This is a genomic window from Devosia sp. YR412, assembly GCF_900110945.1.
In the GTDB taxonomy this organism is placed as follows: Bacteria; Pseudomonadota; Alphaproteobacteria; order Rhizobiales; family Devosiaceae; genus Devosia.
Genome location: NZ_FOFL01000006.1, coordinates 124854 through 137953, shown reverse-complemented (window position 1 = coordinate 137953; position 13100 = coordinate 124854). Strand labels below are relative to the sequence as shown.

The following is a 13100-nucleotide window of genomic DNA, read 5'->3' as shown; positions in this document are numbered from 1 at the left end:
TGAAGAGCGTATGCGCTAGCCTGCCCTAGCCGGTGCCCCAATCACCAGCGACGACATCACCTCAAATTCCCGGTTCTGCCGCATGGCATCCAGGTCCCCACCCACCGCATGCCCGGCAAGGGCCACATCGCGCTCGCGGATCAGCTGTTCGATCTCGGACTGGTATTGCGTCACGATGGCGGTCAGCCAGCGGTTGACCAGATAGCTCGGCTTGGCCAGCTGCATGTCGAAGCGCGGCAGCAGCGCAATCGTCGGCTCGGCATCGAGCCAGGCGTCGCCGACCACCCATTGGTTGACCGTGAACAGCCGGTGCAGCCTGCCATAGGCATCGACGCCAATGGCGATCAGGTGATGCACTGGACCCTGCGCGCCCGCGGGGCGGACGAAGCAGTGGAAGTGCCCGTGCTCGACGTCATCGGCCGGCGGCAGGTGGCAGTGGTAATACCACTGCCCACCGCTTTCTGGGTCGAACACGTCGCCGGGCGGATAGTGCTCCCAGGCGGTGACCGGCGCATCGCGCAGGGTTTCGCGCAGCACATTCTCGCCCGACTTGGCGAGCAGCCGCTCGCAAAACGCGGCTTCCTGCGTTGCCCGCTCGCGCTCTGCGTCCATGCCCGCCTCCTATTGCGCCCTTGCCGCGCAGGGATTGACCGCAGCACAGGGTGCACCCGCCGCACAAGGATTGGCCGCCGGGGCCGGTGCCGCAGCGGCACAGGGTGCGCCGGCTGCACAGGGGTTGGCAGCGGCGGCCGGAGCACCGGCGGCGCAAGGGTTTGCCGCGGCTGCGGGAGCACCCGCCGCGCAAGGATTGCTCGCTGCGCAGGGATTGGCCGGCGCCGATGCAGCGCAGGGATTGCCCGCGGCACAGGGGTTGCCTGCAGCGCAGGGGTTGGCTGCCCCGCAAGGGTTAGCAGCCGCGCAAGGGTTGGCCGCAGCAGCAGCGGCGGGAACCGGTGCCGGCGCGCGGGCCGCGCTGGTCACGTGGTCGGCGGCGACGGCGGCAGTGGCGACGAGGGCGGCAGCGCCGAACAGTAGCGTATTACGAGCGCTCATTTGGACTTGAACCCATCGAGACCGAACAGGGGACGGGCGAAAATACCGCCGAGGCTGCCGACGAAAGCCGCGGCGAACCACAGCCAGCCATGCACGCTGCCCGAGGCAATGCCCGAGAACAGCGCGCCGATATTGCAGCCAAAGCTGAGGCGTGCGCCATAGCCCATCAGCACGCCGCCAATCGCCGCGGCGACCAGCGACAGCAGTGGCAGTGCTGCCTTGGGGGCGAACTTGCCGGCCAGACCTGCCGCAAGCGCCGCGCCAAGGATCAGGCCGAAATCCATCACCGAGGTGGAGTCTTCAAGCACGCTGGCCTGCAGGGCCTGGGCCTGGGCTGGCCAGGTCCAGAATTCCCAGCTGGCCACGGGCACGCCGACGGCCTGGGCGATCTTGGCGCCCCAGAGGCCAAAACCATAGGTGATCGACCAGGGATGGCCGGCCACCAGCAGCGTCAGGATATTGAGCCCGGCCAGCGCCAGACCGGCGCCGATCAGTGGCCAGGGACCACGCAAAAAGCGCGTCCAGCCGCGATTGGCTGGGGTCTTGATCACTTCGAGACTGCCATGCGAGCGGCGTTCCACAAAGATGGTGATGGCAGCCACCGCAGCGAGACCGGCGAAGGTCACGACCAGGGCCAGCGGCACGCCGAGGCTGGTGCCGAGGCTGATTGCCGGCAGCGATGGCTGGGTCAGCCAAAAAGGCAGGTGCGCCGTGCCCAGCAGGGCACCGATGATGAAGAAGGCCAGCGTCACTAGCATGCGGCTGCTGCCGCCACCAACGGTGAACAGCGTGCCCGAACCGCAACCGCCGCCCAGCTGCATCCCGAGCCCGAACAGCGCCGCGCCGAACAAGACTGAGACACCAACCGGGGCCGTCGCTCCAGCCAGCGGCATGCCGAAGGGATTGCCCAGCGTCAGCAGCGGAATAAAGGCCAGTGCGGCGACGCCGATCATCAGCATCTGTGCGCGCATGGCATGGCCGCGCTGTTCGACGACAAACCGCCGCCAGCCGCCGGTGAAACCGAAGGAGGCATGATAAAGCGTCAGGCCCATCAGGCTGCCGATCAGGAACAGCGCCGCCTGTCGCAGGTCGACCAACTGCCAGATGGAGAAGGTGCCCAAAGCCAGCGCCAGGCTGGCGAACCAGACCGGGCCGTGATCGAAGGGAATGGGGGCCGGACGCAATTGGCCCGCGGTCGTATCAGTCATCAAATGCCTCGATAAAACGAACTTGCCCGGACTCGACGCCCGGGCAAGCTTCACAATGGGTATTTCAGATCAATCAGTTGGTGACAACCGGGCGGCTCGGATCCGAGGTCCAGTCGGACATCGAACCATCATAGAGGCGCACATTCGGCAGGCCTTCGACTTCCGACAGGCCGAACCAGGCGATGGAAGCGAGGTGGCCGGTGTTGCAGAAGGAGATGAAGCCTTCGCTGTCATTGACGCCGGCAGCCTTGGCCAGCTGGGCGATGACGTCGGCGCTGGCGAAAGCCGGCTTTTCGGCATCATAGAACTTGTCGAAGTTGATGTTGACCGCCGACGGGATGTGGCCCAGCGCCTGAACGGTATTGGTCTTTTCCTGGCCGATGAACTGGGCCACCGAACGGGCGTCGATCAGGTTCACGTCATTGGCGATGGCTTCGTTGACTTCAGCAACTTCAGCGCGCAGTTCCGGGCGGAAGGCGGCGTCAAAGGTCGCGGCAACCGGGGTCACGGCATCGGTCGAGAGTTCGCCATTGGCCTTGGTCCAGGCCGCATAGCCGCCGTCGAGGATCGAGACATTGTCAAAGCCATAGACCTTGAAGGTCCAGTAGACACGGGTGGCGCCACCGAAGTCGGAAGCATTGGCGCCGCCGGTCAGGATCACGACATGGCTGTCATTGGAAACCCCGAGGCCGGAAACCAGCTTTTCGATAGCGTCTTCGGTAGGCAGCAGGCCGGGGACATCGCCGACCTTGGCGCGCCAGCCCGAAGCGGCATAGGGGGCAGCAACGGCGCCGGGGACGTGGCCGGCGGCATAGAGATCGCCGGCATCGGTCGCGTCGCGGATGTCGAGCACGACCAGGCTTGGGTTGCCGAGATGGTCCTTGAGCCAGGCGCTATCGACCAGCGGCTGCTCGGTGAGGCGCTCGGCATGGGCAGCGCCGGTGAACAGCAGTGCGGCGGCCATGGCGGCGCCAGCGAGGGTGAGACGCATGGAAAACTCCTTGAGATGCGGCTTACGGAAGGTGGCGCATAATTGCATGTCGCGGCGCAAAGCGCGGCCCAAGGACTTCCAAACCCGTGCGCGCCATTAGAAAATCTATCTAATGGGTCGAGATTGAGCCGAAGGATTGTTCTCATGCCCGGCTGGGCAGGTCGCGGCCCAGGGACGATACTGCGGCCACCCCGAGATTTCCCGACCCGAATTGACCATGACCCTGATCCTCCGTCTCCTCGTTGCTTTCGCACTCGCCGTCCTGCCGCTTTCCGGCTTTGCGCAGGAGGCCGCCACCGAACAGGCTGCGCCGCGCGCCGCGGTGATCGATTTCCAGAGCGAGGCGCAGGTCAATGAGCTGGCGGCGGCCGGCAAGACGGTGGTGTTCTTCTATGCGGCCTGGTGCCCCAATTGCCGCGCCACCATTACCGAGCTCAATGCCCGCTTCGACGAGGTCGACCCGGACCTGACGCTGGTGATTGCCGACTATGACAAGGAAGCCGCCCTCAAGGGCAAGTTCGGCGTGACCTATCAGGACACGTTCGTTTTGCTCGATGCGCAGGGCAATGGCGTCAAATCCTGGAACAGCGGCGGCGTTGACGGCCTCAACAGCAATAGCGCCAGCTAACAGATATGCTCGTCACCATTGGCTTTGCCTTCCTCGCCGGCATCATCACGGTGCTGTCGCCCTGCGTGCTGCCGCTGCTCCCGGTCATTCTCGGCTCCGCCGCGCAAGAGGGCAGGGCGCGCCCGATCGGGCTGATCGTCGGCTTTGTTGCATCCTTCACCCTGGCCACTTTGGCGCTGAGCTACCTAGTCCGCGCGCTCGGCGTGCCGCCCGATCTCAATCGCCTGCTGGCCGGTACGGTGCTGATCCTGCTCGGTCTCGTGCTGGCCCTGCCGCCACTGCATCGCGGCTTCGAGCGCCTGGCAGGCAACCTCGCGAGCAGGCTGCCGGTGCCGCAGAATGGTTCGGGCTTTGGCGGCGGGCTGGCGATTGGCGCTGGCCTGGGTCTCGCCTGGAGCCCCTGCGTCGGGCCGATCATGGCCTCGGTCATTACCCTGGCGCTTAACCAGCAGGTCGATGCCGGTGCGCTGGCGGTGACCCTGGCCTTCTCACTCGGCACGGCCCTGCCGATGGCCGCCATCATGCTCGGCGGCCGCCAGCTGGTGCGCCGGCTCGGCTGGTTCCAGCAAAACGCCAGCGGCATCCAGCAGGTGCTTGGCGCCATCCTGGTGCTGACAGGCCTCGCCATCTTCTTTGGCTGGGACCGTCAGATCCAGATCCTGCTGCTCACCTGGTTCCCCGATTGGGAACTGGCGCTGACCGGCTGGGAACCGCGTCCCAGCCTCTAGAGCGTTGGGCCTTAGCCCTTGACCCCGGCCGACAGCATGATGGCCTGGGTGACGCGGCGCTGGAAGATCAGGTAGAGCACGGCAACCAGCAAAGCAGCGAGGATAGCAGCAGCCAGTTCGCGGGCATATTGCACGCCAAAGGCGTCGTTGACCTGGGTGATGCCGACGGCCACGTTCATCATCTCGGGCTTCGACACCGCGAGGAACGGCCAGAGGAAGTTGTTCCAGGCGCCGATGAAGGTGACGATAGCCAGAGCCGTGGTGACGCCCCAGTTCATCGGTAGGTAAATGCGCGAGAAGATGCGCCATTCGCTGGCCGAATCCATCTTGGCGGCTTCGCGATATTCCTTGGGCACCGAGTCAAAGAAGTTCTTGTAGACGATGATCACCACCGGGTGGATCAGCTGGGGCAGGATGACGCCCATCCAGTTGTTGATCAGCTGCAACTGCGCCATCAGGATGAAGTGGTTGACGATCAGCGCGGTCAGCGGAACCATGAAACTGGCCAGGATCAGGTACCACAGCACCAGCCGGCCCGGAAACCGCAGCTGCGACAGCGCATAGGCGGTCAGCGCCGAAGTGGCCAGCGTGATGGCGGTGACGCCCAGCGAGGTGATCAGCGAGTTGATGTACCAGCGGCCGATCATCGTATTGACCAGCACCTGCCAATAGGCCTCGATCGTCCAGGTGCGCGGCAGGAATTCCACCGTCTTGGCGATCACCTGCGACTCGGGCTTGAGCGAGGTGATGACGCCCCAATAGATCGGGAAAGCCCAGAGCACGGCGAAGATGACCGTGATCAGCGTCAGGATCAGTCCACCGATATCGAGCGCCTTCATGGTCCGCATTTTGGCTGGCGCCTGCGTAGCAGCGAGGTCGGGATTGCGGCTTTCAGCGACGCTCATTTTTCACCTCGGGCACGAAGGAACTGGAACTGCAGGACGGAGAAGACGATGACGATGACAAACAGCGCCACCGAGACGGCCGCGGCATAGCCGCCTTCGTTCTTCTGGAAGGCCTGGTTGTAGATATATTGCACCAGCACCATCGAAGGGTCGGGTCGCCCGCCCTGCACGAAGAGATAGACCTGGTCGAAAATCTTGAGCTGCAGGATCAGCTGGATGGTCAGCACCAGCGCCGTCACCGGCCAGATCAGTGGCCAGGTGATGCGGCGGAAAATGGTCCAGCGGCTGGCATTGTCGAGCGCTGCGGCTTCATAGATATCGGTCGAGATCGAGCGCAGGCCGGACAGGAACAGCAGGATATTGAAGCCGCAGGTCCACCAGATGGTGACAAAGGCCACGGCCGGCATGAACATCCACTGCGTGCGGAACACCGGCGTTGCCTCGCCGAAAATCCAGGTCAGCGGATACTGCATGATGCCGAACTGCAGATTGAACATCCAGTTCCAGATGCGATAGACCACCGACACCGGCAGGATATAGGGCAGGAAGAACATCGCCAGAATAATGCTCTGCTGCCAGCCCTTGAGGCGCGACACCATCATGGCGATGGCCAGGCCGATCAGGGTATTGGGGATCACCGTCAGCGCGACGAAATAGGCGGTATTGCGCACCGAGGTCCAGAAGCGCCGGTCGTCGAACATCTCGACATAATTCTCGATGCCGATCCACTTGCCCGGCCCGATCAGCGGCGCATCGGTGAAGCTGAGCAGCACCATCTGCACGGTCGGCCACAGGAACAGCACGCCATAGATCAAGACGAATGGCAGTACGAAGAGGAGCGCGACTGCCGTCTCGCGTGAATGATTCCTAAGCATGGTGTTCCCGCCTCAAAGAATGGGTCCGGCGGGCCATACCGCCGGACCTTTGATCGTTATTAGTCGGCCTGGTCCTGCAGGTCGGCCTTCATCTCGTCGATGGCTTCCTGGGCACCCAGCTCGCCGTTCATGGCGGGGCTGATATAGTTGGCCACGGCGTCGTAGACAGGCGAAGCCACGCCAGCGAGAACCGACTTCGGATCGAACACGGCCGTGTCAGCCAGCACCGAATAGGTGGCGTTGGGCTGCATGGTCTTGAACTCTTCGCTTTCGCGAGTCGGGGTATAGGCCGGGATATGGCCGGCATTGGCCCAGGCGAGCGAGTTCTTGTTCATCCAGGAGATGACTTCCAGAACGGCAGCCTTCTTCTCGGGGGTCATTTCTTTGCCGACATTGTTCGGAATGGCAAAGCCATGCGAGTCAGCCCAGGTGGCGGGATGGTCAAAGAAGGTCGGGACAGCGACAGCGCCCCATTCAAAGCCCAGCTCGCCCTTGGCAGCGAGGTCAGCCATGGTGGGGACTTCCCACACGCCATTGAGGTGGAGAGCCGATTCACCCGAGGTGAACAGGGCAACCGAGCCTTCATATTCGGTCAGGGCAGGGGCGTAGCCGCCTTCAACCCAGCTGGCCATGGTCTCGACGGCCTTGACGGCCTTCGGGATGCTTTCATCAGGGAAGAAGGTGCCGTCTTCAGCGAGGAAGGTGCCGTCCTGCTGGCCGAACAGCGAGTAGAACACGCGCCATGGGGTACCGTCGCCCGAGGTCTGCAGCGACAGCGGATATTCCGAGCCGGCCTTCAGCTTTTCGAGAGCAGCGGTGAAGTTCTCGGCGCCATCGAGGCCGGTCGGCAGGCCATTCGCATCGAGCAGACCAGCTTCAGCCAGCTTGTCCTTGTTGTAGTAGAGGATGATCGAGTGGATATCGAACGGCACGGCATACTGCGCGCCTTCGCTCTGGCCGGCTTCCCAGTTGGCCGGGGCGAACACGTCGCCGCTGAGGCCGACGCTGCTGAGGTCTTCGGCGCTGATCGGGGCCAGGGCTCCCGAGGCAACCCCGAGTGGCACGCGCGACAGGTGATAGGTCATGACGTCAGGACCTTCGCCGATGGCGGCCGAGGTCTGCACCTTGGTGTAGAACGGGGTGCCCCATTCGAGCGTCGTCGGCTGGATCGTGATCTCGCCAGCATGTTCGGTGTTGAACTGCTCGATCAGCGCCTTCATGCGGACGCCGTCACCACCGCTCAGAAAGTCCCACCAGACCACGTCTTCCGCAGCCTGCGCAGCGCCAATCGACAGCAATGCGGTCGACAGCATGGCGATCTTGAAAAAAGTCTTCACGTTCGTCCTCCCTTGGGGGTTGTCCCCAGCGCCATTCCTCGGCATTGCGGCTCGCCGGCGATGCGATCCGCGCCAGTGTTCAGATCACTGCTGGAGCAGTGCTGAATTCCTCTGAGGGGCTCACCATTGCGGTGTGGCGCTTGTCGCGCTCTGTCCCGATATTGCGATGCCGCTAGACGGCGGCGTGAAATGCCTTGCCGGCCGCGTCGAAGACGATGGCGGCATTGCCGTCGAGCGCGATGCTGACATTGTCGCCGGGCTGGATCGTCGAGATGCCCTCGTCCTCGGCCACGAGGATCGTGCCGTCGAGCAGCTTGGTATAGACCAGCGTGCGTTCGCCCAGGCGCTCGATCACATCGGCGACGCCCTTGATGCCCGTGCCGTCATGGGTGATGCGCGCCGCTTCGGCACGAATGCCCAGCGTCAGGTTGCCTGTCGGCAGGCCGGCCACTGGCACGGCCGTCTGCACCGGCTGCTGGCCCGCGAAGGTGATGGCGGCCTTGCCACCCACATCGCTGACTGCGGCCACCGGCACGAAATTCATCGCTGGCGAGCCGACGAAGCTGGCGACGAACCGCGTTGCCGGTCGAGCATAGATTTCCATCGGCGTACCGATCTGCTCGATCTTCTTGTTGTTCATCACCACGATGCGCGTGGCCAGCGTCATGGCTTCGATCTGGTCATGGGTGACGAAGATCATCGTCGCCTTGATGCGATTGTGCAGCTGCGCCAGCTCGAGCCGGGTGCGGACGCGCAGGCCGGCGTCGAGGTTGGACAGCGGCTCGTCGAGCAGGAATGCCTTGGGGTCGCGCACGATGGCGCGGCCGATGGCGACGCGCTGGCGCTGGCCACCCGAAAGCTGGGCCGGCTTGCGATCGAGCAGCTGGGTGATTTCGAGCATGCGGGCCGCGTCTTCCACCCGGCGGGTGATTTCGGCCTTGGGTGTCTTCACGTTCTCCAGGCCGAACGACATGTTGTCGCGCACCGTCATATGCGGATAGAGCGCATAATTCTGGAACACCATGGCGACGCCGCGCTGGTTGGGCGGCAATTGGTCGACGCGCTCGCCGCCAATGAAGATTTCGCCGTCATTGCACTCTTCAAGGCCGGCGATCATGCGCAGCAGGGTGGACTTGCCGCAGCCCGATGGTCCGAGGAAGACAATGAACTCGCCCGACTGGATATGCATGGACACCTTGTCCAGCACGCTCACGGCGCCATAGGACTTGCTGACCTCTTTGAGGACGATATCGGACATTGCTTCTCCTCTGCCGGGCCCTGGCCCTGACGTCTCGGAGGGGGTGGCTCTGCGGCCCTTTCCCCTCCATTTATATTACTATTCAGATTATTAGATCGGCTAAGTCAATCCAAATCAACAAAATACGATAACAATCACATTTTATGATATGGTTGTGACGGCGATCATCCCTTCGGACCGTCGACGGGCAATTCGCCCGCCGTCACCACCAGGGCATCGAACAGGGCCGCGGCGACCGGATCAGCACCCGGCGCTTCATTGGTCAGCCGGAAGGTCGTGGCCACCACGCCGCCACGCCCAACCTGCCGCTCGGCAATCAGCGCGCCGGGCTTGTGGCACCAGCCTACAACAAGGCCGGCCTTGACCGTGCTGCCATATTCCCAGGTGCGGAAGCCGGTCAGCACGTGATGCGGCACCACATTGTCATAGGAGAGGTCGAGCAGCGGACCGCCCGGCAGATCGGCAAAAGCGCCTTCGCGACGGATCCAGGAGAAGCCGGCAATCCAGTCGCCCCGCCAGATATTGCTGTCGCGATCGACCAGGCCCATGCCGGGCAATTGCTGGTCGATGCCGACCGGCAGGTTGCGCTCATCGGCAATCATGGCGCGATAGGGTGCCTCGCCGGCCGGAATATCGACGCGCAGATTACGGTGGGTTTTGACCGAACCATCGGCCAGCACCAGATATTTGCGGCCAGATTCGCGCATCGCCTCGATATCGCCGGCATCCAGCGCATGCACGACGACGATATCGGCCGCCGCGGCATCGACCACCTGATAGCCGAGGCCGGAGACAAAGCTCGCGAGCTTGGCATCGGGAGCGGCCAGCTTGGGCAGGCCCTGGCTCTTGCGCAGGGCAAACAGCGAAATCGCGATGGAATTGCGGGCCAGCACCGTGCCGCCCTGCTGCAGGGTGAAGTCGATATGCAGGGTGCGATTGCTGTCGGTCTGCGGCAGGACAAACGCCTGGCGGCCAAGATCGACCGTCGTTACATAGGAGGTGGCGGGGACCGCGACGCGACCCGACACATCGCCGGACCACACCAGTTCAGCCCCTGCGCCAATCTCGGCGCCGCCAGTGGCGACGGCCAGCGCCACGCCCAATGTCTCGCCCGATTTGGCGGCATAGCGTTCGGGCTTGGGCACGATGACGATATCGGCGTTGATCTGGCCGAACACATCATGGAAGACGCGCGGATTGCGCTTGATATCCATCAGCCCATTGGCTTCCCAATGCACATCGGTCAGCTCGGTGATGACATAGCCCATGATCGAGTCATGGGCGCGCATCACCTCGATCTCATATTTGAGATTGTTGAACTGGTACCACTGCACCGCAGTGATGAAGCTGGCGAAATCGCCGAAGGTTTTGCTCAGGTTCAGCGCCTGGAAGCGCCGCTCGATGCCATGCGGCAGCGCAACGCCATCGCCCCAGCTGGCGCCGGTCTCGAACCAGAAAGGCTCACTGCCATCCGCTTCGCGCAGCTTGGCCGGATCGGGCAGGCCCCAGACGCCGAATTCGGAAACGATCAGCGGTTCGTCGCCGAGCCGCTCGGCATCGCCCAGCGTCGAATAGGTCCAGTCGGCACCGGCTGCGAACTGGGCGGTGATGTCGTCCCATTCCTGGCGGCGTTCGGGCACCGAGCGGTAATAGTGATAGTCGTTGAGGTCGGTCTTGACGTGAAAATTGGGGAAGCAGGCCGAATTGTCGACCACCATACGGCTGGGGTCGAGGGCCTTGAGCCAATCATAGGTGTCCTTGAGCCACTGGCGATGGTCGGCATTCTCGACCGTGCGCGTGCCCCAGTCCTCGTTGATAATGGTCCAGCAGACGATCGACGGATGATTGCCGTCGCGGCGCAAAATGCCTTCCATCGTATCGCGCAGGCGCTGCGCCGACTTCTCGGTCATGATTTGGACGTTGGGAATTTCGGTCCAGACCAGCAGGCCAAAGCGGTCCGCAACGTCGTGGTAGCGCGGGTCCGGCACCTTGATGTGGCAGCGCAGCGTATTGAGCCCGAGATGCTTGGCCTTGCGGGCCTGATCTTCGAGGAACTCCAGTGATGGCGGGGTGCAGATGCCGTCCGGATAATAGTCCTGGTCGAGCGCGGCGCGCATATAGACCGGCTTGCCATTGAGCAGGATCTTGCCGTCGCGCGTTTCCACCGTGCGGAAGCCGAAGGCCTCGACATGGCTATCGACGACCTTGCCATCGGCCACAATAGAAACCACCAGCGTGTAGAGGTTCGGCTCTTCGATCGACCAGAGCTTTGGCGCGGCGACCGAAAGGCTGGCGGTATCCTTGCCGGTCAGGGGCAGGGTGGTTTCGGCCACGACCGTGCCATCGGCGGCGCGGATTTCAATGCGTGCCTCTTGCCCGGCAGCACTGGTTTCCAGCACGGCGGAGAACTGGCCATCCATGCCGGCGGTGATGGCGACATGCTCGACATGGCGGGTGTCGCGCGCCTCGAGCGTCACCGACTGCCAGATGCCGCCGAGCGGGCCATACCAGCTCTGCTTGCCATGCGGCGTCTCGGCAAAGGGATAGTCGGGGTACAGCGTATGGTCGCCGGTCGGCAGCACGACACGGACTTCCACCTCGTTCTCGGCCTTGAGCAGCGCCTTGGGTAGTACGAATTCGAACGGCAGATAGCCGCCTTCATGGCTGCCAACGACCTGGCCGTTGACGCTGACTTCGGAGAAATAGCTGACGGCGCCGAACTTGATCGCCACTTCCTGCTCGGACCAGTTCTGGGGCAGGGTAAAGCTGCGCTTGTAGACGGCGCTGCCGCTGGCATCGACCAGGTCGGCGAATTCGGCCTGCCATGGATTGGGCACCTGCGCTTCGCGCCAGGCGCCGTTCTCGTGGCTGAACTGCCAGACGCCATCCAGCGACTGATGGTGACGAGCACCCGATTCTACCGTGCCGCCCTGCGTCAGATCTGGCTGCGCCATTCCGTGCCCTCCCAAGCAATATTAGTTATATATTTATCACCATAGGGCGGGCGCTGGACGATGGCAAGTGGGGATCATCTGGTGACGTCAATGCCAACAGTGTGCTAACCGATAGTGACGGATCGGGAGCTGGTTACAGGGTGGAAAAACGCGCAACCATGGTGGACGTGGCCGAGCTGGCCGGCGTGTCCCAGGCCACCGTCTCCCTGGTGCTCAACGGCGTCGCCAATGCCCGCATTTCCCGCGCAACACGGCGCCGCGTGCTGGAATCGGCCGAGGCGCTGAACTACCGCCGCGGCAAGGCCCATCCGGTCCCCGAGGGCCGCCAGCGCGTCATAGGCCTCTTCCTCGACGAAGTCTCGACCACCCCCTTCGCCGCCCAGTTCATCGAAGGCGCCCGCGACGAAGCCGCGCTGCAGGATGTCTCGGTCGCCGTCTTCTGCACCCGCTCCGACCCGGCGCTGGAGCAGGCGGCCATCGATCTGCTGGTCGCGCAAAAGACCATCGGCATTGTCTATGCCTCGCTGATGACCCGGCAAGTCACTGTCCCCGAAGCCTTTTCTGAACTGCCGCTGGTGTTGCTCAATTGCTTTGAGAAGAAGCTCCGCTATCCCTCCGTCGTGCCCGGCGACGTCGTCGGCGGCTATACCGCCACCCGCGCTTTGCTCAAGGCCGGCCATCGCCGCATCGCCCATATGGCCGGCGAGTATTTCGTCGAAGCCGCCGTCGATCGTGAGAAAGGCTATCGCCAGGCCATGGCTGAAGCCGGTGTCGCCATTGACGAAGACCTCGTCCAGCAGGGCGGCTGGAGCATTCGCGCCGGCCGCGAACGGGCCGCGGCGCTGCTGGCGCTGCCCAATCCGCCCACGGCCATTTTCTGCTTCAACGACCGCATGGCCATCGGGTGCTATGAGGCCGCCCGCAAGCTGGGCATGGCCATCCCGCAGGACCTCTCCATCATGGGCTTCGACAATGAAGACCTCGCCGCCAATATGGATCCGCCGCTCTCGACAGTCATCCTGCCGCACGACGAAATGGCCCGCTGGGCGGTGGCCGAATTGCTCGACAGCTATAGCGGTGCCGATCAGGACGAGCGGCTGCAAAAGGTCAAATTCGAATGCGAACTGGTCGAGCGCGACTCCATCGCCGCCTTGCGCGAGTAG

11 protein-coding genes are annotated in these 13100 nt (G+C 63.5%); 3 read left to right on the top strand and 8 right to left on the bottom strand.

All coding sequences use genetic code 11. The annotated features are described in order from the left end of the window. Positions 1-15: 15 nt before the first annotated feature. The 3 genes from BM045_RS17135 to BM045_RS17120 form a co-directional block, all read right to left on the bottom strand. Positions 16-612 carry a DUF6969 family protein gene (locus BM045_RS17135; protein WP_092185441.1) on the bottom strand — a complete coding sequence of 199 codons (597 nt, stop codon included), beginning with the start codon at positions 610-612 and terminating at the stop codon, positions 16-18. A 437-nt stretch (positions 613-1049) separates the two neighbouring features. After that, positions 1050-2261, bottom strand: a complete 1212-nt coding sequence (locus tag BM045_RS17125; protein ID WP_092185439.1) for a YeeE/YedE family protein — start codon at positions 2259-2261, stop codon at positions 1050-1052. Positions 2262-2334: 73 nt separating this feature from the next. Then, on the bottom strand, positions 2335-3252 hold the full coding sequence (locus BM045_RS17120; protein ID WP_092185561.1) for a sulfurtransferase: 918 nt from the start codon (positions 3250-3252) through the stop codon (positions 2335-2337). 217 nt (positions 3253-3469) lie between these two features. Between BM045_RS17120 and BM045_RS17115 the strand changes: the two genes are divergently transcribed. Together BM045_RS17115 and BM045_RS17110 are read left to right on the top strand one after the other, a co-directional pair. Continuing rightward, positions 3470-3880 carry a TlpA family protein disulfide reductase gene (locus BM045_RS17115; protein WP_092185437.1) on the top strand — a complete coding sequence of 137 codons (411 nt, stop codon included), beginning with the start codon at positions 3470-3472 and terminating at the stop codon, positions 3878-3880. Positions 3881-3885: 5 nt separating this feature from the next. Next, a complete protein-coding gene (locus BM045_RS17110) occupies positions 3886-4608 on the top strand; it encodes a cytochrome c biogenesis CcdA family protein (protein WP_092185435.1) in 723 nt (240 codons plus the stop codon). 11 nt (positions 4609-4619) lie between these two features. Here the strand turns inward: BM045_RS17110 and BM045_RS17105 are convergent, their stop codons facing one another. The 5 genes from BM045_RS17105 to BM045_RS17085 all read right to left on the bottom strand — a co-directional run bounded on the left by BM045_RS17105 (position 4620) and on the right by BM045_RS17085 (position 11937). Beyond that, positions 4620-5447, bottom strand: coding sequence for a carbohydrate ABC transporter permease (locus tag BM045_RS17105; RefSeq protein ID WP_092185559.1), 828 nt, complete (start codon positions 5445-5447; stop codon positions 4620-4622). A gap of 62 nt (positions 5448-5509) precedes the next feature. Further along, positions 5510-6388, bottom strand: a complete 879-nt coding sequence (locus BM045_RS17100) for a carbohydrate ABC transporter permease (protein ID WP_092185433.1) — start codon at positions 6386-6388, stop codon at positions 5510-5512. Positions 6389-6447: 59 nt separating this feature from the next. Continuing rightward, positions 6448-7725 (bottom strand): type 2 periplasmic-binding domain-containing protein, encoded by a 1278-nt coding sequence (locus BM045_RS17095; protein WP_092185431.1) that lies wholly within the window; start codon positions 7723-7725, stop codon positions 6448-6450. Positions 7726-7897: 172 nt separating this feature from the next. Next, complete coding sequence (gene ugpC / locus BM045_RS17090) at positions 7898-8983, bottom strand: ABC transporter ATP-binding protein (protein ID WP_092185429.1); 1086 nt, start codon at positions 8981-8983, stop codon at positions 7898-7900. Positions 8984-9147: 164 nt separating this feature from the next. Then, positions 9148-11937, bottom strand: a complete 2790-nt coding sequence (locus BM045_RS17085; protein WP_092185427.1) for a sugar-binding domain-containing protein — start codon at positions 11935-11937, stop codon at positions 9148-9150. Positions 11938-12077: 140 nt separating this feature from the next. Between BM045_RS17085 and BM045_RS17080 the strand changes: the two genes are divergently transcribed. Next, a complete protein-coding gene (locus BM045_RS17080) occupies positions 12078-13100 on the top strand; it encodes a LacI family DNA-binding transcriptional regulator (protein ID WP_139198829.1) in 1023 nt (340 codons plus the stop codon).

Excerpts from the sequence above, each read along its gene's own strand:
- BM045_RS17135 (WP_092185441.1), bottom strand. The coding sequence starts at position 612 with ATGGACGCAGAGCGCGAGCGGGCAACGCAGGAAGCCGCGTTTTGCGAG.
- BM045_RS17125 (WP_092185439.1), bottom strand. The coding sequence starts at position 2,261 with ATGACTGATACGACCGCGGGCCAATTGCGTCCGGCCCCCATTCCCTTC.
- BM045_RS17120 (WP_092185561.1), bottom strand. The coding sequence starts at position 3,252 with ATGCGTCTCACCCTCGCTGGCGCCGCCATGGCCGCCGCACTGCTGTTC.
- BM045_RS17115 (WP_092185437.1), top strand. The coding sequence starts at position 3,470 with ATGACCCTGATCCTCCGTCTCCTCGTTGCTTTCGCACTCGCCGTCCTG.
- BM045_RS17110 (WP_092185435.1), top strand. The coding sequence starts at position 3,886 with ATGCTCGTCACCATTGGCTTTGCCTTCCTCGCCGGCATCATCACGGTG.
- BM045_RS17105 (WP_092185559.1), bottom strand. The coding sequence starts at position 5,447 with ATGAAGGCGCTCGATATCGGTGGACTGATCCTGACGCTGATCACGGTC.
- BM045_RS17100 (WP_092185433.1), bottom strand. The coding sequence starts at position 6,388 with ATGCTTAGGAATCATTCACGCGAGACGGCAGTCGCGCTCCTCTTCGTA.
- ugpC (WP_092185429.1), bottom strand. The coding sequence starts at position 8,983 with ATGTCCGATATCGTCCTCAAAGAGGTCAGCAAGTCCTATGGCGCCGTG.
- BM045_RS17085 (WP_092185427.1), bottom strand. The coding sequence starts at position 11,937 with ATGGCGCAGCCAGATCTGACGCAGGGCGGCACGGTAGAATCGGGTGCT.